The organism is Comamonas denitrificans (assembly GCF_017368815.1).
Classification (GTDB): domain Bacteria; phylum Pseudomonadota; class Gammaproteobacteria; order Burkholderiales; family Burkholderiaceae_C; genus Comamonas; species Comamonas denitrificans.
The window spans coordinates 85,651-109,475 of sequence record NZ_JAFNME010000008.1 but is presented as its reverse complement, the minus strand read 5'-3'; the positions used below and the strand labels follow the sequence as shown (position 1 = coordinate 109,475).

Here is a 23,825-nt window from a genome sequence, read left to right as displayed (position 1 = left end):
TGGGGGCGGGCATGGGCTAGTGGGCCGCTGGATGGGGAAGGTGCAGCCGCTGCAACCGGTACTGAATTTGCGTGGGCTCCAACCCCAGGTGGGCGGCGGTAGCGGTGATATCGCCCCCTTGGGTTTGCAGGGTCTGGGCGAGCAGTTGGCGCTCTTGGGCATCCAGCCAGGCCGCGAAGGCATGCCTTTTGGGCTGGGGATTTTCTGGCGTGGGGGCTGTAGCCGCGTGGGCGGGCACACCTGGGGAGACAGCGGAGGGCACAGCGGATGCTACACCGGGGGAGGTCATGGGCGCGGTGAACGCGGCCAGCGGCGCCGTGGGTGTTTGGCCCAGGCCCTCGTCGCCCAGGGCGACGTAGCGGTGCAAGAGGTTTTCCAGCTCGCGCACATTGCCCGGCAGGGGCAGGCTTTGCACATGCTGCAGCAGGGCCGGGCTGGGTGGCAGCACGGGCAGGCCGTTTTCTTGCGCCATATTGGCCAGCAGGCGCTCGCACAGCAGGGGCAGGTCTTCGCGGCGCTCGCGCAGGGCGGGCAACTGCACGTCAATGACATTCAGGCGGTAGAACAGGTCTTGGCGAAAGCGCCCCGTTTGCACATCGTTGGCCAGGTTGCGGTGGGTGGCGCTGATGATGCGCACGTCCACGCCTTCTTCTTGGGTGGCCCCCAGGGCACGCACGCTGCGCTCTTGGATGGCGCGCAGCAGCTTGGCCTGCATGGCCAGGGGCAGCTCGCCCAATTCGTCCAAAAACAAGGTGCCGCCGTTGGCCGCCTGAAAAAAGCCCTGGCGGTCGGCGTTGGCCCCGGTAAAGGCCCCTTTGCGGGCACCGAAAAATTCGGCCTCCAGCAAATGCTCGGGGATGGCCCCGCAGTTCACCGCCACCCAAGGGCCGTGGCTGCGGTGGCTGCAGGCGTGCAGGGCGCGGGCGACCAGCTCTTTGCCTGTGCCTGATTCGCCCGTGATGAGCACGGGGGCCATGCTGGGGGCGACTTTTTGGATGCGCTGGCGCAGCAATTGCATGGCGGGGGATTGGCCGGCCAAGCGCTCCAGTGCGGCACAGGCGGCGGGATGGGTGCTGCTATCGCAAGGGGGGAAGGCGCTGCAGGCTGGGGTTGCCAAGGCCGGTGCGGCCGGGGTGTTGGGCGCGGGCAGGCCTTCGGTGGCCGAGGCCACGACGCGGCGAAATTGCTTGAGATCGACCGGCTTGGTCAGGTAATCAAACGCGCCATAGCGCAGTGCCTCAACGGCGTTTTCGGCACTGCCATAGGCGGTAATCACAATGCTGCGCTCTTGGCGCTGCTGCTGGTGCAACTCGTGCAGCAGCGCCATGCCCAGGCCATCGGGCAGGCGCATATCGGTGATGAGCACGTCAAAGCGCTGGCTGGCCAGCAAGGCGCTGGCTTGGGCCAGGTTGGCGGCGGTGCTGACGTGGTGGCCATCGCGCAGCAAGGTCAGTTCGTACAGGGTGCGCAGATCGGGCTCATCGTCCACGACCAAAATGCGGGCAGGGGCAGTGGGCATAGGTCAATCCGAAGCAGTAAACAAAGCGCCAGTCTGCCCCCGAGCGGCGGGGCTGCTGTGGGCAAAGCGCAGGGTAAAGGCATTGCCGGGCGGGCCTTCAGGCTGAGCAGGGCAAGCTTGGCGGTGGTAGCGCAGGCTGGCACCGTGGCGCTGGCACAGCTCGCGGCAAATGAACAGGCCCAGGCCGCTGGAGCGGCTGTGCGAGGAAAAAAACGGCTCAAACAAATGGTTTTGCATGCTGGCTTCAATTTCTGGCCCGCTGCTCCAGACCTGCACCCAGGCCCGGCCATTGCGCTGGCGGCCCGTGCCCAGCCACAGTTGTTTGTGCCCGCTTGCATCGGGCTGGGCGTAGCGCTGGGCGTTGTCCAGCAGATTGACGATGATGCGGCGCAGGTGCTCGCTGTCAAAGGCCACGCTGCCGGGGCAGTCCAGGTGGCAGCGGCCTTGGCGCTGGGCACTGTCTTGGGCTTGCCATTCGCGCCAGATGGTGCTGACGACCTCGTCCAGCGCCAGGCCAATCGAGGGGCTGTGCTGAATTTGCTGCTGCACCCGGGCAATATCCAGCACGTCTTCAATCGTGTGGGCAATGCGCTGGGCGTTGGCGGCCACCATGTGGACCAAGCGCTGCTGGGCCGGGTCGGTAATGTCTTCGGCCAACAAGGCATTGGCTTGGCTGATGGCCGCCAGCGGGTTGCGAATTTCATGCGCTACGGCGGCAGACATGCGGCCCATGGCGGCCATTTTTTCGGTGCGCAGGCGGGCCTCCAGCTGGCGCAAGTCTTCCAGAAAAACCAGAAATTGCGTGGCCGGTGCGGTGTACTGGCTGTCTTCGGACAGAAAGGGGTGCTCGCTGTCTTGCAGGCCATCGTCGGTGCTGTGGTCGCTGGGCCAGACGCGCACGTACAGCCCCACCGGGGGCAGGTTGGCCTCCACCAGCTGCAAGCGCGCATCTTGGGACTGGCCGGTGCTTAAGGCTTGCAACACCAATTCGCCCAGCGGCTGCCAAGCGGGGCGGTGATTCAGAGCGATGGGCGGCTTGCAATCGCCCCCTAGCAGTTGGCAGGCCGCTGGGTTGGCTTGCTGAATCTGCAAGCTGCTATCGACCACCAGCACCCCTTCGGTCAGCCGGTCAATGATCAGGGTGTTGATCTCTTCTTGCGATCGGGCCAGGCGGTGGTGGCGGCGGGCCAAGCGCTCTTGCCAGCCCAGGCGTTGGGCCAGGTGGTGGGTGAGAAAGGCGACCGCAAAATACCCGGCGCATACCGTGGCCACCTGCACGGTCAGCTCCCACCCATTGGGCAGGCCATCCAAGGCGGCCAAGGTATAGCCGCCGAGTAAAAGCAAGGTCACGCTGGCCGTGGTGGCCAAGGCCATGCGCAGGCTGCCCAGGCAAGCAGCCGCCAAAATGGGCAGGGCCAGCAAGGGCGAAAAGTGCAGCGTGCCGCCCGGTTGCCACAGCTGCAGCAGTTGCACCAGGCTGATGATGCCCACCTCCAGCGCCAGCGTGGCCACCCAGGCCAAGCCCCATTGCTGCCCAGGCGGATGGTTGCGCAGCAGCAACCATGCGGCGCAGGTCAGGATCAGGTAGAGCCCGCCCAGAAACCAAGAAAAATTGGTCAGCACCGAATCCAAGTGGCTGGTTTGCGGCACCAGCATGCCCAGCAGCATCAGGGCAGAAAACACCCGCCCCAGGCTAAAGGCCCGCCATAAACGCCGGGCCATGGCCAGGGGCAAGGTGGTGGTGCTTTGCGGATGGGTGGCCTGGGCCATCATGGCTGACGGGCACCGCGCTGCTGGTGGGCAGGGCTGCAAAAAAACTGCCCCTGGGCGGCACTGGCCTCGGCCTGGGGCAGGTGCAGCCCGCAGTGGGCACAGCAGACCATGGTTTGCACCGGCAGGTGGTTGCGCGGGGCCGCGCCTGGGCGCGGTTTGGGCGCAACGGTTTTACGGTGCTTGTGCCGCCACAGCGCAACGGCCACCAGCAGCACCAGCGTGACCAGCAAGTATTTACTCATGCACCGTGCCCCAGCAGCACTTCCAGCACAAAGCGCGAACCGGCATAGCCCAAGAGCAGCATCACCGCCCCGGCATACACCATGCGCGTAGCGTGCAGGCCGCGCCAGCCAAAGCGGGCACGGCCCACCAGCAGCACGGCAAACACCACCCAGGCCAGCAGGGAGAACACGGTTTTATGGTCAAAGCGCCAGGGGTGGCCGTACAGCACTTCCCCAAACAGCCAGCCCACCAGCAAGGTGGCTGTTAGCAGCACAAAACCGGCATTTACGCAGTGGAACATGATGCGCTCCAGCGTCAGCAAGGGCACGCCGGTGCCATCTTCACTGGCGCGGCGCATGCGCCGTTCGGCCCGGGTCATCAGCCCTGCGTGTACCACGGCAGCGGCAAACAAACCGTACGAGGCCACCCCCAAGGTCAAATGCAATGGCAGCCAGACCGATGGCCCATTGGCCAGTGAGGTGCCGGGAAAGAAGACCGCCAACAGCACTGCCACAGCCCCCATCAGCGCCAACAGGCTGGCTGCCCGCATGCGGGGGTACAGCTGCTGCTCAACCAAATACATGGTCAGCATCAGCCAGGCGGTAATGGACAGCGCCGGGGCAAAACCAAAATGGGCGGGTGTGTTGAACACGCCCGCCACCAGCGACAGCAAGTGCAAGCCCCAAGCGGTGTACAAGCTGGTGCGGGCCTGGCCCGCGCGTTGGGCAGAAAATGCCGCCAGCAAATAAGCGAGCGTGGCCATGCCCGCAGGGGCCAGGGTCCAAACAGAGGTGGGAGCAGAAAAATGGGGGTGCAGCGCCATGGTCGCCATCATATCGCTGGCGCTACCTGCCGCGCAGCGCAGCCGCAGCCCTTGGGGCCGCTGCCGACCCCCTAGCAGGTAGAATTGCCCGCTTTTGCTGGCTTCTTTTCAGGGTTTTTGATTTATGGCATCCGCACTTACCGACAAACTCTCGCGCCTGGTCAAGGAAATGCGCGGCCAGGCGCGCATTACCGAGTCCAACGTGCAGGACATGCTGCGCGAAGTGCGCATGGCCCTGCTGGAAGCCGACGTGGCCTTGCCCGTGGTGCGTGACTTTATTGCCCGCGTCAAAGACAAAGCATTGGGCCAAGAAGTGTTGGGCAGCTTAAAGCCCGGCCAGGCGCTGGTGGGCATCGTCAATGCCGAACTGGCCGCCACCATGGGCGAAGGCGTGGCCGACATCAACCTGGCCGCCCAGCCCCCGGCCGTCATCCTGATGGCCGGTTTGCAAGGCGCGGGTAAAACCACCACTACGGCAAAATTGGCCAAGCACCTGATCGAAAAGCGCAAAAAGAAAGTGCTCACCGTCTCGGGCGACGTGTACCGCCCGGCGGCCATCGAGCAGCTGAAAACCGTCACCGCCCAGGCCGGGGCCGAATGGTTTGCCAGCACCCCCGACCAAAAACCCCAGGACATCGCCCGCGCCGCGCTCGATTACGCCAAAAAACATTACTTTGACGTGCTGCTGGTCGATACCGCCGGCCGCCTGGCCATTGACGAGTTGCTGATGCAGGAAATCAAAGACCTGCACGCCCTGCTCAAACCGGTAGAAACCCTGTTTGTCGTCGATGCCATGCAGGGCCAGGACGCGGTGAACACCGCCAAAGCCTTTAAAGAAGCGCTGCCGCTGACCGGCATCGTGCTGACCAAGCTGGATGGCGACTCGCGCGGCGGTGCGGCGCTGTCGGTGCGCGCCATCACCGGCGCACCGATCAAGTTTGCCGGTGTCAGCGAAAAAATCGACGGTCTGGAAGTGTTCGATGCCGACCGCCACGCCCAGCGCGTGCTGGGCATGGGCGACATCGTGGCCCTGGTCGAGCAGGTGACGCAAAACGTGGACCTGGAAGCCGCGCAAAAGCTGGCCGAAAAAGTCAAAAGCGGCGATGGCTTTGACCTGAACGACTTCCTGGCCCAGCTGCAGCAGATGAAGCAGATGGGCGGCCTGTCCAGCCTGATGGACAAACTGCCCAGCGAAATCGCCAGCAAGGCCGGCAGCATGGACATGGACAAGGCCGAAAAAGAAGTGCGCCGCAAGGAAGGCATCATCTGCTCGATGACGCAAAAAGAGCGCAAAAACCCCGCCATCATCAAAGCCACGCGCAAAAAACGCATCGCTGCCGGGGCCGGCGTGCCGGTGCATGAGGTCAATCGCCTGCTCAAGGAGTTTGAGCAAATGCAGTCCATGATGAAAAAAATGAAGGGCAGCGGAATGATGAAAATGCTCAAAAAACTCGGCGGTGCCAAAGGCATGAAGGGCCTGATGGGTGGCGGCATGCCCAAGCTGCCGTTTTGAACGCAGGCGGCAATACGGTGTAAAACATAGCTGTTTGCGCTGATGAATAAACGATTTAATAGTGTTTAGCTTCTAAATCTGTTTATCTATCAGCGTAAGCAGCTATTTTATTTTTCTTGAATGCCGCCATGGCCATAATTGTCCCCATGCAGCCACTGGATCCACTCACTTCCCCCGCACGCCGCCAGGCAGGCCGTGACCTGGGCCGTTTGACCGCTGCGGCCTTGCTGTTGCTGGCCGGATGTTCCAGCGCCCCGCCCAAGCGCGGCCCTGCGCGGCCCACCGCGCCTGCAGCCCCCCCGCCCGCTGGTGCGCAGGGCCTGCGCCTGCCCGCCGCGCAGCGCGAGCCGCTCTTGGCCCGCACCCTGCTGGTCATCAATACCCCCTACACCTATGGCGGTAACACGCCCGAGGGCGGCTTTGATTGCAGCGGCCTGATTCAGTACGCCGTGCGCGGCATTACCAGCAAGCCGCTGCCGCGCACCACGGCGCAGTGGGCGCAGGCCAGCAGCCCGGTGCGGGGTCGGGGGCTGGCGCGGGGTGATTTCGTGTTTTTCAACACCCTGGGCGGGCGCTATTCGCACATGGGGATTTTTGTCGGCAATGGGCAGTTCGTGCATGCCCCGTCCAGCGGCGGCACGGTGCAGCGCGTGCGCATGGACAACCCCTACTTTGCCAAGCGCTTTACCGAGGCCCGCAGCATTTTTGCCTGAGTGCGCCTTGTGGCCCAGGCCAGGCGTTACGCCGACGCGGCCTGCAGCGCCTGGGCGCAGACATAGGCGCTGGCCCAGGCCCACTGGAAGTTATAGCCCCCCAGCCAGCCGGTGATGTCCACCACCTCGCCAATAAAGAACAGGCCGGGCTGCTGCTTGGCCTGCATGCTTTGTTGCGCAAGCGCTTGCGTGTCTACCCCGCCCAGGGTGACTTCGGCCTTGGCATAGCCTTCGGTGCCGCTGGGGGTGATTTGCCAGTGGCTTAAGGAGTGCGCCAACTGCGCCAGGGCTTTGTCGCTGCATTGGTTCACTGGCCCTTGCCAGGCCGGGGTGTGCTGGCACCAGGCTTCGGCCAAACGCGTGGGCAGCCATTGGGCCAACAGGTTGGGCAGTTGTTTTTTGCTGCTGGCTTTGGCTTCTTGCAAGGCCGCAGCAATGTCCAGGTGCGGTAGCAGGTCGATGGTCAGCGGCTGGCCCGGTTGCCAATAGCTGGAGATTTGCAAGATGGCTGGGCCAGACAGCCCCCGGTGGGTGAACAGCAAATCCTCATCGAAGGCGATGGCTGGCTTTTTCTCGCCGGTGCTGATGCGCACCGGCAGGGCAACACCGGCCAAATCGGCGTAGGGTGCCCAATCCTCCCCCGCAAAGCGCAAGGGCACCAAACCCGGACGCTGGGCAACGATGGGCAGACCAAATTGCTTGGCAATGCGGTAGCCAAAGTCGGTGGCACCAATTTTGGGAATGGACAGGCCGCCAGTGGCCACAACCAGGTTGTGTGCCTGCACCAGGCCTTGGCTGGTGTGCAGGCGGTAGCGGCTGAAGCCTGAACGGGGGGCGCAGGCCGCTTCAGCCTCTATGGTTTCGATGGTGCAGGGCTGCCAGCGCTGCACTCCGGCCAGTGCGCAGGCATCAAGCAGCATGCGTACGATGTCCTGAGCGCTGCGGTCGGCAAATAGCTGGCCTTTGTGTTTTTCGTGAAAGGCGATGCCGTTTTTTTCTACCAAGTCGATAAAGTGCTGCGGCGTAAAGCGCGACAGGGCGGAGCGGGCAAATTGCGGGTTCTGCCCCAGGTAGTGCTGGTGGCCGGTGCGCGGGTCGAGGTGGCGGTTGGTGAAGTTGCAGCGCCCACCGCCGGAGATGCGGATTTTTTCGGCCACACGCTCGGCGTGGTCGATGAGCAGCACGCGCAAGCCGCGTTGGCCCGCTTGTGCGGCGCAAAACAGGCCTGCCGCCCCTGCGCCCACAATGACAACGTCAAAATAAGGCATAAGAAAAAAGCCAGTGTTTGCAAAGAAACACTGGCTTGAGATGGTGGTCGTAGAGGGACTCGAACCTTCGACATCAGCATTATGAATGCTGCGCTCTAACCGACTGAGCTATACGACCGAATGCAATAAAGGCAAATAATTTGGTGGTCGTGGAGGGACTTGAACCTTCGACATCAGCATTATGAATGCTGCGCTCTAACCAACTGAGCTACACGACCGAAGCCGCGCATTATAGACAATTTTTGCGGCTGTGTTGAGTTGTTTGATAACCCGGTTTATTGGTGGGTAAATTGCGCGGGGCGTTTGTTCAGGAAAGCGTCCATGCCTTCCTTTTGGTCTTGCGTGGCAAACAGGCTGTGGAACAGGCGGCGCTCGAACATCACGCCGTCGGCCAGCGTGCCTTCAAAGGCGCGGTTCACGGATTCCTTGGCCGCCATGACGGTGATTTGCGAGAAGCCGCTGATGGTGATGGCCGCAGCCAGGGTTTCTTCCATCAGCTTGTCCAGCGGCACCACGCGGCTGACCAGGCCGCTGCGCTCGGCCTCGGTGGCATCCATCATGCGGGCGGTCAGGCACATGTCCATGGCTTTGGACTTGCCCACGGCACGCGGCAGGCGCTGGGTGCCGCCAGCGCCGGGGATAACGCCCAGCTTGATTTCGGGTTGGCCAAACTTGGCGTTGTCGGCCGCGATGATGAAGTCGCACATCATGGCCAGCTCACAGCCGCCGCCCAGGGCAAAGCCGCTGACGGCAGCAATGACGGGCTTGCGGATGCTGCGGATGGTTTCCCAGTTGCGCGTGATGAAGTCGCCCTTGTAAGCATCGGCAAAGCTGTACTTGGCCATGACCGAGATGTCAGCGCCAGCGGCAAAGGCTTTTTCGCTGCCGGTGATGATCATGCAGCCGATGTTGTCGTCGGCATCAAAGGCTTTGAGCGCTGCGCCCAGTTCGTTCATCAACTGGTCGTTCAAGGCGTTGAGCTGCTTGGGACGGTTCAGGGTGATGACCCCGACTTTGTCGGCTTCAATGCGTACTTCAATGGTTTCGTAGGCCAAGGGATGCTCCTTTTCAATGGATGTATGGGCAAACTTTAACTATACCGAAGCTATACCGGTGAGACGCTGGGCAGCCACTGGGTCAGCTGGGTGTTATCACTGGTACGTAGTTGCACGTTGCTCAAGGGCTGGTTGGCCGCTGGCGGCAGCTGCAAGGGCAGGCGCAGCAGTTGCTTGTCGCGGGCGATGAGGGCCGTCAGGGCGCTGCCCGGGGGGGTGTACAGCGCCAGTTCATCCAGCGTGCCGATGCGCCAGCCTTGCGGGCCATGGCCTGCATTGATTTCGATGCCGTACCACTCGTCCCCGGCCATCATGCCCGCCTGTTCCGCCGGGCTGCCGCGCAGCACTTGGCGAATGGTGATGCTGCTGCCCTCTTGCACGCGCAGGCCCAGCGCTTGGGCCGTGGCGGCGGGCTGGCTTTCCAGGGTGACACCAAAGGTGGCCAGCAGGTCGGCCAGTGGTAAATCGTCGGTGCCATGCACCCAGGCGCTGAGCTCTGGCTGCCAACTGCGCCCGGTGAGGGCGTGCAGGCTGGCCAGGATGCGCTCTTCAGTGACTTGCCGATCCGGGCAGTGTTGCCACAGGTGGCGCATCAAAGCGTCCAGATTGCTGCCCTCGCGGCGCAATTGCAGGTCCAGGCACAGGCCGACCAGCGCCCCCTTGGTGTAGTAGCTGACGGTGGCGTTGGCGGTGTTTTCGTCCGGGCGGTAGTACTTCACCCAGGCATCGAAGCTGGCCTGGGCCACGCTTTGCACCTTGCGCCCCGGGGTTTGCAGCACTTGGTTGATGGTTTTGGCCAGCAGCTTGAAGTAGGCCGGGGTGTCGATCAGGCCGGTTCGGTGCAGCACCAGGTCGTCGTAATAGCTGGTCAGGCCTTCAAAGAACCACAGCAGCTCGGTGTAATTTTCTTGGTTGTAGTTGTAGGGGGCGAAGGCCGCCGGGCGCAGGCGCTTGACGTTCCAAGTGTGAAAGTATTCGTGGCTGATCAGGCCGAGCAAGGTGGTGTAGCCCTGGGCCTGCTGCGCCACGCCTTGGCGGGGCAGGTCAGCGCGGTTGCAGATGAGGGCGGTGCTGTGCCGGTGCTCCAGGCCGCCGTAGCCGTCGTGGGTGGCGTTGAGCATGAAGACGTAGTTGCGCTGCTCTGGTGGGCTGCCGTCGGGGTGCCACAGGCGGATTTGCTCTACGCAGATTTTTTGCGTATCGGCCAGCAGGCGTTCCCCGTCAAACGTGGCGGGGGCACCGGCCACGACAAAGTGGTGTTCCACGCCCCCTGCGCTAAAGCGGCCATGCCAGAAAGTGCCCATTTCCACGGGGCTATCGACCAGTTCATCGTAGTTCTGGGCGCGGTAGTGGCCAAAGCCGTTATCTTCTATTTTGATAGCTGGTAGCGCTGTTATTAATTGCCAATTTTGGTGGTTTTGATGCTGAATGACTTCTAAATCATGCGCAACGTGCTCTTGATTATGAATACGCAAGAGCACGCTGGTGCCATTGAAAAACCCCCGGCGCTGGTCCAGCCAGGCCATGCGCACCGAGCTGTCGTAGGCGCTGACCAGGTAAGTGAGCACCAGTGGCGTACCGTGCGTGCAGGATATGCGCCAGCGGTGCTTGTCGCACTGGGTGACGGTGCAGGCTTGGCCGCCTTGCTGGGCGGTGAGTTGGTGCAGGTTTTTGGCAAATTCGCGCACCAGGTAGCTGCCGGGAATCCATACAGGCAGGCTCACCTCTTGCTGCTGGGCGGGCTGGGCGATGGTGAGCGTGATGCGAAAAAGGTGGGCCTGCACATCGTGCAATGCCACTTGGTAGTGGATGGGCGCAAGCGGCGGGGGAGTCAGGGGGGTGGTGGCAGCAGTGTGGGCAGTCATGGCAAGGTGGCATCAACCCTGCCACCACGGGTGTTAAATGATGATGAGGTTATTTAGCCGAGATTAAGCGCTTTTCAACATCTTTGGCTGAGATTGCGCCGGGTACGCGGGTGTTGTCAGTAAAAATAATGGTCGGTGTGCCAGTGATTTTGTACTTGTGGGCAAACGCCAAGTTGCGCTCCAGTGCTTTGGTGTCGCAGGTGGCAGACGTGGATTTTTCCCCTTTGAGCATGTAGTCCTGCCACGCCTTGGCCTGGTCCTTGGCGCACCAGATGTTGCGCGATTTTTCTACCGAATCGGGGCTGAGGATAGGGATTAAAAAGACGTGCATGGTCACGTTGTCCACGCTTTGCATATCGCGTTCAAAGCGTTTGCAATAACCGCAATTGGGGTCGGCAAAGACGGCGATATGGCGCTCGCCTTTGCCCTGTACCACTTTGATGGCATCGTTTAGCGGAAGATCGCTGAATTTGACGGCAGTTAATGCTTTGATCCGGTCTTCGGTCAGGTTGCGCCGGGCCTGGGTATCAATCAACTCGCCCTGGATCAGGTAGTTGCCCTGGGCATCGGTATAAAACACATCGGTGCCCACGCGCACTTCGTACAGGCCTTGCATGGGGGTGGTGCGCACTTCGTCAATCTTGGTCAGTTGGGGAATGCGCTCATTCAGGGTTTGGCGAATCGTGTCTTCCGGGCTGGCCGCAAAAGCCTGGCCCAGGGTCAGGACGGCAAAAATAGCTGTGGCGGCAGTGGCAAGCAACTTCATGTGGGGATTCCAGTGTGCAAAGGTCAATACGGTAAAGCGCCGTTAGGGGCCGGGGGGTGGCAAAGGTTCCGGGGGTAAAAGCGCCTTAGCGCAGGCCCATGGCTTGCTGGGTGACCCAGTGCTTGAGGGGGGCGCAGCGCTCAAACTGGTTCATGCCCCAGTTGCGCAGCACTTGCAGACTGGGCTCGGTGCGGCCAAACAGCTGCTGGATGCCATCCATCGCCAGGCCGATGGGCAGCATGGCGGCCTGGCGCGTGCGGGCGTAGCGGCGCAGCAGGCGCAAGTCGCCCGTGCTTTGCCAGTCCTTGCGCTGCTGCAGCAACTGGCCCAGGGTGTGTACATCGGCCAGGCCCAGGTTCAAGCCCTGGCCGGCCAAGGGGTGGACGTTGTGCGCCGCATCGCCCACCAGCACCCAGCTTCCGGACAGAGGGCTATGGGCCGGAAAGCTGCCACACCAGCGCTGGGCCATGGCGTGCTGCAGGGGCCAGGCCATGCGTGGCCCTTGCAGGTGCAACTCGCCCAAGACCCCTTGGCTGATGCTGCCAAGCAGCTCGCAAAAGGCTGCAGGCTCGGCCTCCAGCCATTGCGGCACGATGTCTTTGGGGGCTGACCACACCACCGCCACGCTGCTGCCCTGCGGTCCGCCGAGCGGTAAAAACGCCAAAATGCCCAAGGGGCTGAACCATTGGCGGGCCACCTGGTGGTGGGGCTGGGTGCAGTCCAGGCGGGTGGCAATGGCCGTTTGTGGGTAGGGGGTGATGTCAAATTCCACCCCCAATTCGGCCCGGGTGCTGCTGGCACGGCCTTCGCAAATGGCCGTCAGGGGTGCGGCGACGGGGGTATCGACCACTTCAATCAGCGGTTGGTAGCGCACAGCATCGGCCAGGCGTTGTTCCAGCGCCGGCACATCGACAATCCACGTAAGGGCTTCAGCGCCTTGCGCTTGGGCATCGAACTGCACGTGGCTGTTGCCATCGCCCACCACGTGCATGCGCTGGATGGGGGTGGCGTGCTGCGCGTCGGGCCAGGCGCGCAGGCTGTCCAGGAGTTGTTTCGATGCGCCATTGAGTGCGTAGGCACGCACATCCTGGGTTTTAGACGCAGTTTGTGGCGCTGCGACCAACGCCACGCGCAAACGCTCTCGGGCGAGAAGCAAGGCTAAAGCGCGGCCAACAATGCCAGCGCCACGAATGCAAATGTCAAAATGTTGGGCCATGGCGCGATTGTAGGAGCGCAACAGGAGGCAAAAGCCTGCAGCGCGGCGCTGTTTTTGCGCAGGGCAGCGCCTTTATTACAATCAAGGCTAATTTTGAGGGCAGCAACAGGCTGCCCTCGTTTTTTCTAAGGAAGTTGTATGAGTCTCAAGTGCGGCATCGTCGGTTTGCCCAATGTGGGTAAATCCACCCTGTTTAATGCTTTGACCAAGGCAGGTATTGCGGCAGAGAACTACCCTTTTTGCACCATTGAGCCGAACACTGGCGTGGTGGAAGTGCCCGATCCTCGGCTGCAGCAGTTGGCGCAAATTATTCACCCTGAGCGCATCGTTCCGGCGATTGTGGAGTTTGTCGATATTGCCGGTCTTGTGGCCGGTGCGAGCAAGGGGGAGGGGCTGGGCAACCAGTTTTTGGCCCATATCCGTGAAACGGATGCCATCGTGAACGTGGTGCGCTGCTTTGAAGACCCCAATGTGATTCACGTGGCTGGCAAGGTGGATCCGATTTCTGATATCGAAGTGATTCAAACCGAGTTGTGCTTGGCCGATTTGGCCACGGTGGACAAAGCGCTGAACCGCTACTCGAAAGCCGCCCGCTCGGGCAACGACAAGGATGCGGCCAAGCTGGTGGCTTTGCTGGAGCCGATTCAGGCGGCACTGAACGAAGGCAAGCCCGCACGCGTGGTTCCTATCTCCAAGGAAGATGCCCCTTTGCTCAAGCCTTTTTGCCTGATTACGGCCAAACCGGCCATGTTTGTCGGCAACGTCGCGGAAGATGGCTTTACTAACAATCCTTTGCTCGATCGCCTGACAGACTATGCCAATGCACAAGGTGCGCCCGTAGTGGCAATTTGCGCGAAGATCGAAGCCGAAATGGCTGAGATGGAAGACGAAGACCGCGATATGTTCCTGCAAGAGCTGGGCCTGGAAGAGCCCGGCCTCAATCGCCTGATTCGTGCAGGCTTTAAGTTGCTGGGCTTGCAAACCTATTTCACCGCCGGTGTAAAAGAGGTGCGTGCCTGGACCGTGCGTGTGGGTGCCACAGCCCCCCAGGCAGCCGGTGTCATTCACGGTGATTTTGAGCGTGGCTTTATCCGTGCCCAAACCATTGCGTTTGATGACTTCATTGCCTACAAGGGCGAACAAGGTGCAAAAGATGCCGGCAAGATGCGGGCAGAAGGCAAGGAGTACATCGTTAAAGATGGCGATGTACTCAATTTTTTGTTCAACGTCTGACCCAAGCAAGCCATTTCTCGGGATTTCACATCATTACTTTGAAGCCCTGATACAGCGACAGAGCCCCGGAAAATCCGGGGTTTTTCGTTTCTATAGATTGCATTTCGTTGCCCGGCCTTACCCGCGCAAAGTGACTACGCTGGTGTATATGCGGGTTGGACGAGGCAGCGAAAGGTGTATATGATCACCCCATCGTTCCTCTTCGCCGATCCCGTGACACCGTGCTTACAGATGCCCACTGCCGTGCTGCCAAACCGAAGGAGCAGCTTTACCGCCTGAATGACCTTCGGGGCCTCTACCTCGAAGTGAAGCCCAATGGGGTGAGGGCTTGGCGTTACCGCTTCAAGCTAGCGGGCAAGGGGTCATGGTTCGCACTCGGCGACTACCCCGCCGTCAGCCTTGCCGAAGCCCGTGACAGGTGCGAGGAGGCGCGGAAGCTGGTCAAGCAGGGCATCAATCCCGTTCAGAACCGGCAGCTTGAGCGCCTTAAGCGCGAACAGGATTCCGCCAACACCTTCGAGGCTGTCGCCAAGGAATGGCTGGCCCTGCGGGACTGGGAGGACATCACCAAGAAACGCCGTCTGGACATGCTGGAGCGGGTGGTCTTCCCCAGCATTGGCAAACTCCCGGTGCGCGACATCACCCCTGCGCACGTTCTCGACATCCTTACCAAGACCGTGAAACGCGGTGCGCCGACTGTCGCAGCCGAAGCCAAGCGCACCATGTCCAGTGTCTTTGAACTCGCAGTTGCCACCCTGCGAGCAGACAACGACCCTGTCTGGCCCGTTCGCAAGGCGTTGCCCGCCAACAAAACACAGCACAAGACGGCCCTTACCAGCGTGCAGGTCGGCAAGCTGCTTAATGACTTCGACAACCACCGCTGCGGCTATCAGGTCAATTTCTGCATACAGTTGATGTGGTGGACACTGGCGCGCCCGAGCGAGGCGGCAGAAGCGGAATGGGCTGAGTTTGACCTGGATGCTGCGCTTTGGACGATCCCTGCCCGGCGCATGAAAGCCCGCCGCGAGCATGTTGTGCCGCTGCCGTCGCAGGCAGTGGAAATGCTGCGCCGCCTGCACGCCATCAGCGGCGACCGGACGCACCTCTTCCCCGGCAGGGATGACCGCAACAGGCCGATGTCGGTGCATTCGATCCGGCAGGCGCTCAAGGTGCTGGGCTGGAGCGGCACCTACAGTCCGCACGGCACCAGAACCACCGGCAGCACCCGGCTGAATGAGATGGGCTGCCGCCCCGATGCCATTGAAGCGCAGCTTGCCCATGCGGAACCCAACTCGGTACGCCGCACCTATAACCATGCCACCTACCTCGAAGAGCGGCGGGGAATGATGCAGGCATGGGCGGACAAGCTCGAACTCTGGAAGCAGGAGGCGCTCAATGGCAAAGGCTGACGAGCGGCGTCGGTTCCGCTTCGCACTGGTGAAAAGCATCCTGCGCTGTGAGTCGGTCAGGAGGCTGCCCCATGACCACAAAAAGCTGCTTTTCCGGTGGCTGGCAAATGGCTGGAGCATCACCGATACCCCGCCTGATACATCGCGTATCCGGGCGCTTGAAAAGGCTGCGTCCGATGCGCGTCGGCTGCGTGCTGCGCTTGGCCGTCTCGATGCGAAGGACGCCGCCAGCCTGGACTTCAACTACAGCCAGACCATCCCGCTCTCAACCCGTCTGTACGCCCTGGAGGAACTGGCCAATGATGCCGATGCGCTGGCACGCGTCATCAAGGGCGAACAGGCGGACATCGTGCGGCTGCGGAAACGGCGGACGGCGAAAAGCATTGCCAACACGCTTTCCATGTTCGGAATCCCGTTCAGCACGCGCAATGACTGGGATGTGGATGAGCGCAATGTGACGACTGCCATGCGCTGCGTGATGTTCGCCATGCTGGAAGCCGATGCGAAGAAGCTGCATTGGGGTACAGCCGCCGCCATCGTCAAGCTGGGCTTTCAGATGCTGACCGATCCTGACGAAGAGAAGGTGGTGTTTTCAGAGGGGGAAATACCAGTTACGGCGGGGGATGCTGAGGACTTCCGGCTTTTCCTGCGTGAAATGCCTGAGTTTAACGGCATCAAGCTGGTGGAGTAGCAGAAAGGCTTCTCTCAAGCCTCTCGCCAGGGCTATCATCTACAAAATCAGCATACAGAGAAGCGCAATTTCGATGCATATACGTGTGCAGACTTACCGCGATAAGAGCGGAAACACACGACTGGGAAAATCAATTTCCTTGCTACGCTACGCCTATGACCGTGTGAAAAAACGTTCAGGGCAAGTTGTGCTGGGAACGGTTGATTACTGGGCAAAGGCGTTGCCTTCGGAACTGGAAAGCATCCTGACCGATGCCGAGCGTGAAGAGTTCACGGAATGGATGACCGAGAGAGACCGGCAGCTTGGTGAGTACAAGCAAAAAAATCACCTGCTGCACGCTGCAGAGCACATGGGATGGGCGGCGAAAGCACTGGCTGCTGGAGTGGAACCAGTCCGACCCGAGCGGATTTGGGATGCGCTGGATGTGCTGGCGAAGGCTCTGGAGAAGGCAGGACACCCAAGACCAAGCCGAGCACGAGGGCGTCCGTCGAAGAGCGAAACGCCGACACCGGATGATCTTGTCGCCAACCCCTACGATGATCCGATGCTGGCTGGCGAGCAGGAAGAGATGTATGAGCGGATGGCGGCGCTGCCAAAATTCAATGGCTAGAACTCGTACTTCTCCTTTCTTTGGATAAAGGCGTCACGTCCGCCTTCCAAGATGCTGGCCACCTGATCTCGAATTACAGGAACGTCAATCGAGCCTTGTGCTTCCAGCCCGAGACACCCTTGGTTCTCAGCGGCCGTGAACACGCCAATCCACTCGGCATCACCGAACACCGGGATGTTCGCGTTGTGTGTCGCGAACAAGAACTGCCGACTGGTCTTTGCCTCCCTCAACTCGGCGACGATCCGATCTGCGATGAAGGCGTTGTCAAGGTTGTCCTCCGGCTGATCCATCAGAAGGGGATCAACGTTCTCAAGCAGCAGCATGTGCAGGATTGCCGTGCACTGCTGGCCCGTAGAGAGCTTGTTGAGCGGACGGAAAACCGGATCGGCTTGGCCGTGAGCGACATTCAAAAAGATGTCCACGCGATGCTCCAGCTCCAAAGCCTCCAACTCCATGAGCTGAGACGACTGGAGCTTGGTGAGTGCGTCGGCCACCATCTGCGTGACGCCCCAATCGAGTTGCACGTCGGCAGACCCTTTCTGAATCGACTGGGCCAGCGACAGCGGGCTGATCGTCTCAGCATCCTCAATGAACGCAAGCCGCTTTTCACCAACACCGTCCAGCTTGCAACCAAGCAGGAACGTCACCAATGGCGTGCGGTCAGCCTCCGGCACGATTTCCACCTTGAGCTTGCCTTCAAGCCGCCTGTTCAGCTTCTTCGCGGCCTTCTGCAACGCTTGTATGCGCTGCCCACGTAAATCGGACAACTCGCCCAATAAGTTGCGTCGCTCCTGACGCAAGGTATCGCGCTGGGACTCATAGGTGGTCAACCGCGATTTCATCGGCTTGATACGCTCGATCTCCCCCATCAACTTCTGATAGGCAACGCCGACCTCCTGCCCGCTTTTTCCAGCAGTGGCGGGCAGCGTCCGCAGCGCCTTCTCCAACTCGGCCTCATGCTCCTGAATCGCCTGCTGCCATGCGCCATGCTGGGTGGTGAACTGTCCTGCCCCTTCATCGAGCAAGGCCTGCATGGCGGTCAGATGGCCGGTGAAGCCCTGCTTGAGTCCATCCAGCGTCGTGCGGATAGCAAGCAACTGGGCAGCGTCAGGCAATCCTTCAAGGGCCTCATCGTTGATGAAGGCGAGATCGGGCAAGCCATCGCGCAGGTCTGCAAGCATGTCGCGAAAGCTCTGCACGCCATCAGCAGCGGTCTTGGCTATCTCTCGCTCGCGTGCGAGCAATGAGGTCTTGGCCAGCTTCTCCTTGATCCCCAGCTCATCAAAACCGCGAAGCTGCTCTTCCAGCTTGGGCAAGCGCTCAACCTGCGCATTCAGATCATCAAGATCGGCCAGGGACTTCGTGAGCTTCTGCTGGTTGTCCTTCAAGCGCCTATGCACGTCGGCGCTCTTCGCCTCGTACTCCCCGTCTTGAGGAAGAAAGCGATCCAGCAACTGCACCCGGCTGGTTTCATCTTGGGCCAGCTCGTAAATCTCGTTCTGCCCATAAATGTCGATGCCCGGCAGCAAGTCGCGCGGGAGCAGAGTGGAGACATTGCCATCCTTGTCACGCACCATCGGCGGCTCGCCATGACGGCGCGAGATGGTGTACTGCTTGCCGTTCTGGGCAGAGGACACTACTGTCAGCTCGACCCGACCGGCCGAGCGACCAAGGTTCTCCTTGATGATCTCTTGGTGGAGCTTCTGTGCCTGTTTGCCTTTGGGTGGCAAGTCCAAGGCGAAGCGCAGGCATTCGAGCAAGGTTGACTTACCCGTTCCACGACCGCCGATCACCGTATTGAGATGGTCGGAAAAATCCACCCGGACGCCATCAAGGTAGCCACCGGCCACCGTCATGCGTACCACCTTGCCAATCGGGCTTTGGGCCTGCTGAGAGTTAAGGCGGATTCGCGATCCCGGATCGAGGAAGGCAACCTTAAACGCCGCGAAGTTGGGCCGCGTCATCTTGATAAGGCAAGTGGCACCGGGTTGTTCCAAGTCCTCCGGCTTTGCAACATCCTTGGCATTGATGACAGCTACGGGCCTCTCGCGCCGGTAGGCATCATCCTTGTTCAGCAGCACCCTGCGGTAGAAGTCACTTTCCACCCCCGCCAAGTCATCTATCGGCCCCGGAATCTGGGCTGCGCGGAGCTTGTGGAGCTTCCACACATGGTTGAGCCGGTTTTTTAGAAGGCCACTGTCCGACGTACAGTGCGCAGCGTAGATGAAGCCTCCGAGTTGATCGACCTTCTCGATCAACTGCTCGGAACTCAATCGAGATGGGCGAACACCGTCTGTTGGGTCAAGAAGGTCGAGATTTCCAAGGTAGCGTTCGAGCTGCTGTCCCGTGGTTTCCTCGGAAAACAGGCAGACGTAATGGGTCTTGTCGTTCGAGGCGATCTCGAAGCCGGGAAACACCACGATCCCATGCGGCTGTAGCACCTGACGCAAAGCATCAACACTGGCCACGCTGCCGTGGTCGGCCAAACCAACAACCTTGATACCCAGCTCAAGGCACTTTTGAAGCAGGGCCTGATTGTAGCCGCCCTCATCCAGACCGTGATCGGCTCCCCTGTAGGCACCGTTGTAGCCAACAGGATTGACCTGTAGCGCGCATCGCCAAAATCTCGCGTAAGTGTATTGATCGCTCATATTCCTCCTCGGCCTGCATCAGCAGACGGACTGGCTCCGTTGCCTGATTTCCGCTTCGATCAATGTGGCTGCTTCATTCCGCACCTTGGCAACCGTGCGAGCCCGTGTCGTTGAATCGTGCTCACCATGTGCTTGTTTCACCAAGTTCGCGAGCGCGGTATGGTCCGAGTTCAAAGGATCAAACTGGGGCAAGCTGACATGCTTGAAGATGTCCCCCATGTTGGTGGCGACGTTATGGGCCTCGATCATTTCCTTGACGATCTCTGAATGCAGAAGCCCACATAGGAAGTAAGCGGGCTCTGGTTCTTTGAAGTCGGCAAAATAGAGTTTGTGGTCGGGGACGTACACGCGCGAGCCGTATCCCGGCACCGTGCCCGAAGCCACGACGGCGGCGGCAAAATCGCCCGTCATTTCGGCCCAGATCACCTTGTATGGGGCAAAGGTGTAGTCGCCGACGTTGTAGATCGAGAAGAAGGGCGCTCCTTTCATGCGGGTCTTGAAGGTCGAGCGCGACTCCAAGAAATCCTTGTAGGCTTTGAAAAACTTGAAGGTCTTGGGATTGGTGTTCGTGCTGTAGCTCGCTGCCGCCGTGTCGAGCGATGCCCGGTCGATGCCTTTGTTTGGAACGAAGGCGTACAGGTTATTTTCAGGCAGGAAGTAGCACGGGTGCAGGTCGCCTGCACCTTTGGCGAGCGGATACAGGCTCTTGGCTTCCACCCAGAAGTCGCGTGGCTTCCCGAGGTCAGTCTTACCCTCTTGTGGCCGGGTACGAACCTTGACGGTCTTGTCTGCTGCGTTCGAGTCGATCACATCGACGAAATAGACGCCGTTCAAATCGGTGGTGATGCCTTTGCGGCCATTGACCCACGTCGAAGCCCCGAAAAGTGGCTTGCACGCCGCAAAGTGGCCGGGCTTCATCACGGCCCACGGTGCGCCCTCCATCGTGTCCGATACCGGATTGGCCTCCATCTGGATCACGTCGACCAGCCCTAGCACGTCCGGTCGATGCAAGCGAGGGTCGATGGCCTTCAATCGCTGAGGCCGCCCCCCGCGCCCCTTCTTGGGGTTGCCAGCGTTGTCGCTCTTCGGTTTTCCGAGCCAAACGCGGTAGTCGAGCGGGTACGTGGTCACGCCCTGAATCTTCTTGGTGAACATCGCGACTGCCGTCTTGTTCGCTGCATCCGGGAAGGGTTTCAGTTCCTTCATATCATCGATCGACAGCGGCACAAGGCGATCCGTCGCGTTGATGCGGAAACGGCGGAAGCCCTGCGATGATGGCGACTGGAAGACGGTCTGAGTGATAACAAACACCAGCCTTCCCTCTTCGACCAGCCACTTGTCAGCAGTCGTGTAGGTGATAATGGCCGAGATGTCTAGCTCGTTGCCCCCATGGAATTTGGTGTCGGAGAAGATCGCGTACTTCTCGCACGTCGGCTTGGCGCGGTTGCGATAGGCCTCTGGTAGGTTCGACCAACGCACCCACGGCGGATTGCCCACGATGGCGTCGAACTGGCCCGCTGTGGCCGACCAGAAGAAATTGCGAACGATCCTGAACCAGATGCCGTTCCAGTTCTGCCGGTGCAACGCGAGTACTTGGTCGTAAGTTTCTTTGAGATAATCCTGCCACTCGTCGGCCTGCGCCTTTGTGAGCACACCGGATTTCATCATGGCCTTGGCTACGGCCGGGTATTCGGTGTCGTTCTCGACCTCTGTGCCCATGAGCTGGAACACCTGATCGAGCAAAGCACGATCACGCGCGAGCTCGGCGGGCAGCACAACTTGCAGGTTGGCTTGTTCGCTACCGATGCTGTACTCGATCACCTTCTGGTCGCCGTCAGGGTGTGGTGCAGGGGAATACACGGCATCCGCCAGCAACACCGGAATCTCAACGTCCTTGCCTTTGCACTGCTGCAACAGGTCAGCAATGGCGATCAGGAAATTGACGCGAGAAGACTGGACAGCCAGTGGGTTGAGGTCGAAGCCCCAGACCGTTGTCGTGAGCATGTCTACAGTGCGGCTCGCGTTCCAGCCGGCGGCAAGTGCTGCACGACGCTTCTGCTCGATGGCTTCAAGCAGAAACGATCCTGAACCGCAGGTCGGGTCTAGCAGGCGAGCGACAAGCCACTTGGCGTCGTTGTAGCCGAGCTTGGCCACGGAGTGCTCCACCAGCCAGTCCGGCGTATAGAACTCGCCAAGGCTCTTGCGCAGCTCTTCCGGCACGAGGTCTTGATAGAAGTCACGCAGCACATCTCGCGAACGGCCGGTCTTCTTGATCGTGTCGAAGCGGTAGACCGACAGTTGGGCCAACAGGGTGCGGATTGCCAGACACAGCGACGTGCGGATCGTCTTCTTGCTGGTCGCGTCCAGATACCAACTGAAGATCGCTTCTTCGACGAAACCGTGCAGACCTACTGCGTTAAAGAATCCACCGTTCTCCACGTCAGCGCGCAGCGCAGCAACCAACGCCTCGTCCTTGTCGATGGCCAGCAGTTCATGGATGAGCGAGGTGCTGGATGCCATACCATGCGCTGCCACGATCTCGGCCGCGATCAGCTTCATCAGCAGTGAGTGGAAGGTGTGAGTAACGAACAGCTTTGCAGGCAGGTCGATGTGCGCTGGGCCATTGAAGTCGAAACCCAGCGAGCCGTTGATCTTCTTGCGCTGCTGAATGCTGAGGTCGGCGGCCTGCCCGTACAAGGTCGCCCACTCCTCGAAAAGCATCTTGATCTTGCGGTTGCCGGGATGACCGAGAGCGTCGGCCAGTGCATTCGACAACTCCTGCATGAACTCTCGGCCGGTAGTGGACAGGTGGCCAAAGTCCTCGGCCAGATTCTCGGACGTGATGGCCCGCCGAAAGTTGGCCCGCAACGCATCGACGACCATCTGGAAGGTGATGGTCGAGAAGGGCATCAAGGGCTGGTGAATGATTTTGCCACCCTGCACCTGTGCGAAGCCAACATGGTCGCCGTCGATGGCAATGCCGATGTAGTCCTTCTCGTCGAGGCCTTGCTCAGCCGCTAGCCGCTGGATGTACTTGAGCAAGCGGCCCTCGGTGGCCTCCGTGAACTTGGGGCTCGTCTCGCTGCCCTTGAACAGTCCAGGCCCCTTGAATTCGATGACAACATTGTTGTAGCTGGAATCGCGCTTGGCTCGCTCCGCATCGAGATCAATCTGCAAGGCCTCTTCCAGCCCCTTCATCCATGCGTGGCGTACCTCTTCCTCGTTCGCCCATTGCTTCCGGCGTCGGTTGATAAGGTCATAGCCCTTCTTCGTATTGGTGTCCATTGTTGTCCTTCTGCTTGCTCAGTTTCTTCGCGCCGACGCGGCTTGCCTGACGGGGGCCACCTTGTAAATTGTCGTTCGCGAAACCTTGTATCTCTTCGCGATCGTGCTGACCGGAATGGTCGGGTCACGCATCAGCGCCTTGATTTCCCGCACCTGCTTTTCGTCGAGCTTCGGCTTGCGACCACCAGCCCGCCCACGGGCGCGTGCTGCGGTCAAGCCTGCATGCGTGCGCTCCCGGATCAGGTCGCGCTCCATCTCGGCAAACATGCCGAACATTGCGTACATGGCCTTGCCCAACGTCGAGTCATCGAACACTACGCGGGGCAGTAGCAGCTCTATAAAGACGCCTCGTGTGCGCAAGTCGTCAGCGATCCGCACCAAGTCGGCGAGGGACCGGCCCAAGCGATCCAGCTTCCAGATCACCAGCGTGTCACCACGCCGCAGGCGCCGAAGGCACTCGGTAAGCTGGGGCCGGTCGGTGCTCTTGCCGCTGGCGGTTTCTTCATAGATGTCATCGCACCCAGCCTGCTTGAGCGCATCCCGTTGCAGGTCAGGGTTCTGATCTCCAGTCGAAACTCGCGCGTAGCCGATGCGTTGATTCATTAACAGTTGCGAGACGTTGATAAATTGACGGCGATTTTGACAGAAAAGCGCCTATTCCGCCCGAATTTTCCGAGGCCCCGAACAAATCCCGGAAACCACCGTTTGCTGAACACTCGCCGGGTACGATGAAACACCAACAAATCCCGCTCACTGCCCGCCTTGCCACGCCTTCACGGCCTCGGCCAGCCCCCCCCCCGCAGAACCGCCTCCGTCGGGCGAAAACCGCGCCCGCAGGGCGTCAAGTGGGAACTACGCCCTCAACCTTTGGGCATTGGGAGCCGCGCAGCGCCGCCCAAAACTGATCCCGCCTCGGCTGCGGAATGTCCTCCAGACTGACGTAGAGCGGTCGGCCATCACGCTCATGTACTGGCACGGCTGCAATCAGCTCATCATGAGTCATTGATTAATCCCCGTCTTTGGGCGCTCAATGAGCGTGGTCTTGAGCCGGAAAAGCTCCCATAGACCAGGGTGCATACGGCGGTCGCCAGCTTCCCACTGCTGCCATGTCCGCAGGCCGCTATGTACCAGCGCAGCAGCATCCGTCTGAGTAAGCTCAGCTTTCTCCCGGAGGGTGCGGATGGCGTCCGGCGTAGGGCTGCTACTCATGTTT

Annotated in this window: 19 protein-coding genes and 2 tRNA genes; 6 read left to right on the top strand and 15 right to left on the bottom strand. The window is 60.6% G+C overall.

Translation table 11 applies throughout. The features are described 5' to 3' along the window. Positions 1–16: 16 nt before the first annotated feature. The 4 genes from J1777_RS05540 to J1777_RS05525 are packed head-to-tail and all read right to left on the bottom strand — an operon-like array spanning position 17 to position 4,337. The gene (locus J1777_RS05540) at positions 17–1,519 is read right to left on the bottom strand and encodes a sigma-54-dependent transcriptional regulator (RefSeq protein ID WP_207574815.1); all 1,503 of its coding nucleotides are present in this window, start codon (positions 1,517–1,519) and stop codon (positions 17–19) included. A 3-nt stretch (positions 1,520–1,522) separates the two neighbouring features. Further along, entirely contained in the window at positions 1,523–3,292 is a 1,770-nt protein-coding gene (locus J1777_RS05535; protein WP_207574814.1) for a two-component system sensor histidine kinase NtrB, read from the bottom strand. Continuing rightward, a complete protein-coding gene (locus tag J1777_RS05530; RefSeq protein WP_207574813.1) occupies positions 3,289–3,534 on the bottom strand; it encodes a PP0621 family protein in 246 nt (81 codons plus the stop codon). Before J1777_RS05530 ends, J1777_RS05535 begins: the two co-directional genes overlap by 4 nt. Next, entirely contained in the window at positions 3,531–4,337 is an 807-nt protein-coding gene (locus tag J1777_RS05525; protein ID WP_207574812.1) for a cytochrome C assembly family protein, read from the bottom strand. The genes J1777_RS05530 and J1777_RS05525 overlap by 4 nt, the downstream gene beginning before the upstream one ends. A gap of 124 nt (positions 4,338–4,461) precedes the next feature. On the opposite strand from J1777_RS05525, the gene ffh reads away from it, so the two are divergent. Continuing rightward, positions 4,462–5,850, top strand: a complete 1,389-nt coding sequence (gene ffh, locus J1777_RS05520) for a signal recognition particle protein (RefSeq protein WP_207574811.1) — start codon at positions 4,462–4,464, stop codon at positions 5,848–5,850. 128 nt (positions 5,851–5,978) lie between these two features. Then, positions 5,979–6,563, top strand: coding sequence for a C40 family peptidase (locus J1777_RS05515; RefSeq protein WP_242700404.1), 585 nt, complete (start codon positions 5,979–5,981; stop codon positions 6,561–6,563). Between the two features lie 26 nt (positions 6,564–6,589). Here J1777_RS05515 and J1777_RS05510 read toward each other — a convergent pair whose 3' ends face one another. The 7 genes from J1777_RS05510 to J1777_RS05480 all read right to left on the bottom strand — a co-directional run bounded on the left by J1777_RS05510 (position 6,590) and on the right by J1777_RS05480 (position 12,733). Continuing rightward, positions 6,590–7,831, bottom strand: coding sequence for a BaiN/RdsA family NAD(P)/FAD-dependent oxidoreductase (locus J1777_RS05510; protein WP_207574810.1), 1,242 nt, complete (start codon positions 7,829–7,831; stop codon positions 6,590–6,592). Positions 7,832–7,872: 41 nt separating this feature from the next. After that, positions 7,873–7,949, bottom strand: a tRNA-Met gene (locus J1777_RS05505). Between the two features lie 23 nt (positions 7,950–7,972). Further along, positions 7,973–8,049, bottom strand: a tRNA-Met gene (locus J1777_RS05500). Positions 8,050–8,106: 57 nt separating this feature from the next. Further along, positions 8,107–8,886: an enoyl-CoA hydratase gene (locus tag J1777_RS05495; protein ID WP_207574809.1), complete on the bottom strand. Its 780-nt coding sequence runs from the start codon at positions 8,884–8,886 to the stop codon at positions 8,107–8,109. Positions 8,887–8,936: 50 nt separating this feature from the next. Next, positions 8,937–10,751 carry a M61 family metallopeptidase gene (locus J1777_RS05490; RefSeq protein ID WP_207574808.1) on the bottom strand — a complete coding sequence of 605 codons (1,815 nt, stop codon included), beginning with the start codon at positions 10,749–10,751 and terminating at the stop codon, positions 8,937–8,939. Between the two features lie 49 nt (positions 10,752–10,800). Continuing rightward, entirely contained in the window at positions 10,801–11,517 is a 717-nt protein-coding gene (locus J1777_RS05485; RefSeq protein WP_207574807.1) for a DsbC family protein, read from the bottom strand. Between the two features lie 85 nt (positions 11,518–11,602). Beyond that, positions 11,603–12,733 carry an FAD-dependent monooxygenase gene (locus J1777_RS05480; protein ID WP_207574806.1) on the bottom strand — a complete coding sequence of 377 codons (1,131 nt, stop codon included), beginning with the start codon at positions 12,731–12,733 and terminating at the stop codon, positions 11,603–11,605. A gap of 138 nt (positions 12,734–12,871) precedes the next feature. On the opposite strand from J1777_RS05480, the gene ychF reads away from it, so the two are divergent. The 4 genes from ychF (at position 12,872) to J1777_RS05460 (ending at position 16,676) form a co-directional block, all read left to right on the top strand. Then, positions 12,872–13,966 (top strand): redox-regulated ATPase YchF, encoded by a 1,095-nt coding sequence (gene ychF / locus J1777_RS05475; protein WP_207574805.1) that lies wholly within the window; start codon positions 12,872–12,874, stop codon positions 13,964–13,966. Positions 13,967–14,187: 221 nt separating this feature from the next. After that, the gene (locus J1777_RS05470; RefSeq protein WP_033943671.1) at positions 14,188–15,375 is read left to right on the top strand and encodes a tyrosine-type recombinase/integrase; all 1,188 of its coding nucleotides are present in this window, start codon (positions 14,188–14,190) and stop codon (positions 15,373–15,375) included. Next, positions 15,362–16,066: a hypothetical protein gene (locus tag J1777_RS05465; RefSeq protein WP_033943673.1), complete on the top strand. Its 705-nt coding sequence runs from the start codon at positions 15,362–15,364 to the stop codon at positions 16,064–16,066. Before J1777_RS05470 ends, J1777_RS05465 begins: the two co-directional genes overlap by 14 nt. Before the next feature lie 85 nt (positions 16,067–16,151). Then, on the top strand, positions 16,152–16,676 hold the full coding sequence (locus J1777_RS05460) for a hypothetical protein (RefSeq protein WP_207574804.1): 525 nt from the start codon (positions 16,152–16,154) through the stop codon (positions 16,674–16,676). On the opposite strand, the gene J1777_RS05455 is transcribed toward J1777_RS05460, so the two are convergent. The 4 genes from J1777_RS05455 to J1777_RS05440 all read right to left on the bottom strand — a co-directional run bounded on the left by J1777_RS05455 (position 16,673) and on the right by J1777_RS05440 (position 23,821). After that, positions 16,673–19,327, bottom strand: coding sequence for a TrlF family AAA-like ATPase (locus J1777_RS05455; RefSeq protein WP_033943677.1), 2,655 nt, complete (start codon positions 19,325–19,327; stop codon positions 16,673–16,675). The two genes, J1777_RS05460 and J1777_RS05455, sit on opposite strands and share 4 nt — an antisense overlap. An 18-nt stretch (positions 19,328–19,345) precedes the next feature. Continuing rightward, a complete protein-coding gene (locus J1777_RS05450) occupies positions 19,346–22,612 on the bottom strand; it encodes an Eco57I restriction-modification methylase domain-containing protein (protein ID WP_096247778.1) in 3,267 nt (1,088 codons plus the stop codon). An 18-nt stretch (positions 22,613–22,630) separates the two neighbouring features. Further along, positions 22,631–23,215 carry a recombinase family protein gene (locus J1777_RS05445; RefSeq protein WP_033943682.1) on the bottom strand — a complete coding sequence of 195 codons (585 nt, stop codon included), beginning with the start codon at positions 23,213–23,215 and terminating at the stop codon, positions 22,631–22,633. Positions 23,216–23,611: 396 nt separating this feature from the next. Beyond that, positions 23,612–23,821: a helix-turn-helix domain-containing protein gene (locus J1777_RS05440; protein WP_033945022.1), complete on the bottom strand. Its 210-nt coding sequence runs from the start codon at positions 23,819–23,821 to the stop codon at positions 23,612–23,614. Positions 23,822–23,825 lie beyond the last annotated feature (4 nt).

Excerpts from the sequence above, each read along its gene's own strand:
- J1777_RS05530 (WP_207574813.1), bottom strand. The coding sequence starts at position 3,534 with ATGAGTAAATACTTGCTGGTCACGCTGGTGCTGCTGGTGGCCGTTGCG.
- ychF (WP_207574805.1), top strand. The coding sequence starts at position 12,872 with ATGAGTCTCAAGTGCGGCATCGTCGGTTTGCCCAATGTGGGTAAATCC.
- J1777_RS05490 (WP_207574808.1), bottom strand. The coding sequence starts at position 10,751 with ATGACTGCCCACACTGCTGCCACCACCCCCCTGACTCCCCCGCCGCTT.
- J1777_RS05440 (WP_033945022.1), bottom strand. The coding sequence starts at position 23,821 with ATGAGTAGCAGCCCTACGCCGGACGCCATCCGCACCCTCCGGGAGAAA.
- J1777_RS05515 (WP_242700404.1), top strand. The coding sequence starts at position 5,979 with ATGGCCATAATTGTCCCCATGCAGCCACTGGATCCACTCACTTCCCCC.
- J1777_RS05455 (WP_033943677.1), bottom strand. The coding sequence starts at position 19,327 with ATGAGCGATCAATACACTTACGCGAGATTTTGGCGATGCGCGCTACAG.
- J1777_RS05525 (WP_207574812.1), bottom strand. The coding sequence starts at position 4,337 with ATGGCGCTGCACCCCCATTTTTCTGCTCCCACCTCTGTTTGGACCCTG.
- J1777_RS05485 (WP_207574807.1), bottom strand. The coding sequence starts at position 11,517 with ATGAAGTTGCTTGCCACTGCCGCCACAGCTATTTTTGCCGTCCTGACC.
- J1777_RS05465 (WP_033943673.1), top strand. The coding sequence starts at position 15,362 with ATGGCAAAGGCTGACGAGCGGCGTCGGTTCCGCTTCGCACTGGTGAAA.
- J1777_RS05480 (WP_207574806.1), bottom strand. The coding sequence starts at position 12,733 with ATGGCCCAACATTTTGACATTTGCATTCGTGGCGCTGGCATTGTTGGC.
- J1777_RS05450 (WP_096247778.1), bottom strand. The coding sequence starts at position 22,612 with ATGGACACCAATACGAAGAAGGGCTATGACCTTATCAACCGACGCCGG.
- J1777_RS05445 (WP_033943682.1), bottom strand. The coding sequence starts at position 23,215 with ATGAATCAACGCATCGGCTACGCGCGAGTTTCGACTGGAGATCAGAAC.
- J1777_RS05540 (WP_207574815.1), bottom strand. The coding sequence starts at position 1,519 with ATGCCCACTGCCCCTGCCCGCATTTTGGTCGTGGACGATGAGCCCGAT.
- J1777_RS05535 (WP_207574814.1), bottom strand. The coding sequence starts at position 3,292 with ATGATGGCCCAGGCCACCCATCCGCAAAGCACCACCACCTTGCCCCTG.
- J1777_RS05510 (WP_207574810.1), bottom strand. The coding sequence starts at position 7,831 with ATGCCTTATTTTGACGTTGTCATTGTGGGCGCAGGGGCGGCAGGCCTG.
- ffh (WP_207574811.1), top strand. The coding sequence starts at position 4,462 with ATGGCATCCGCACTTACCGACAAACTCTCGCGCCTGGTCAAGGAAATG.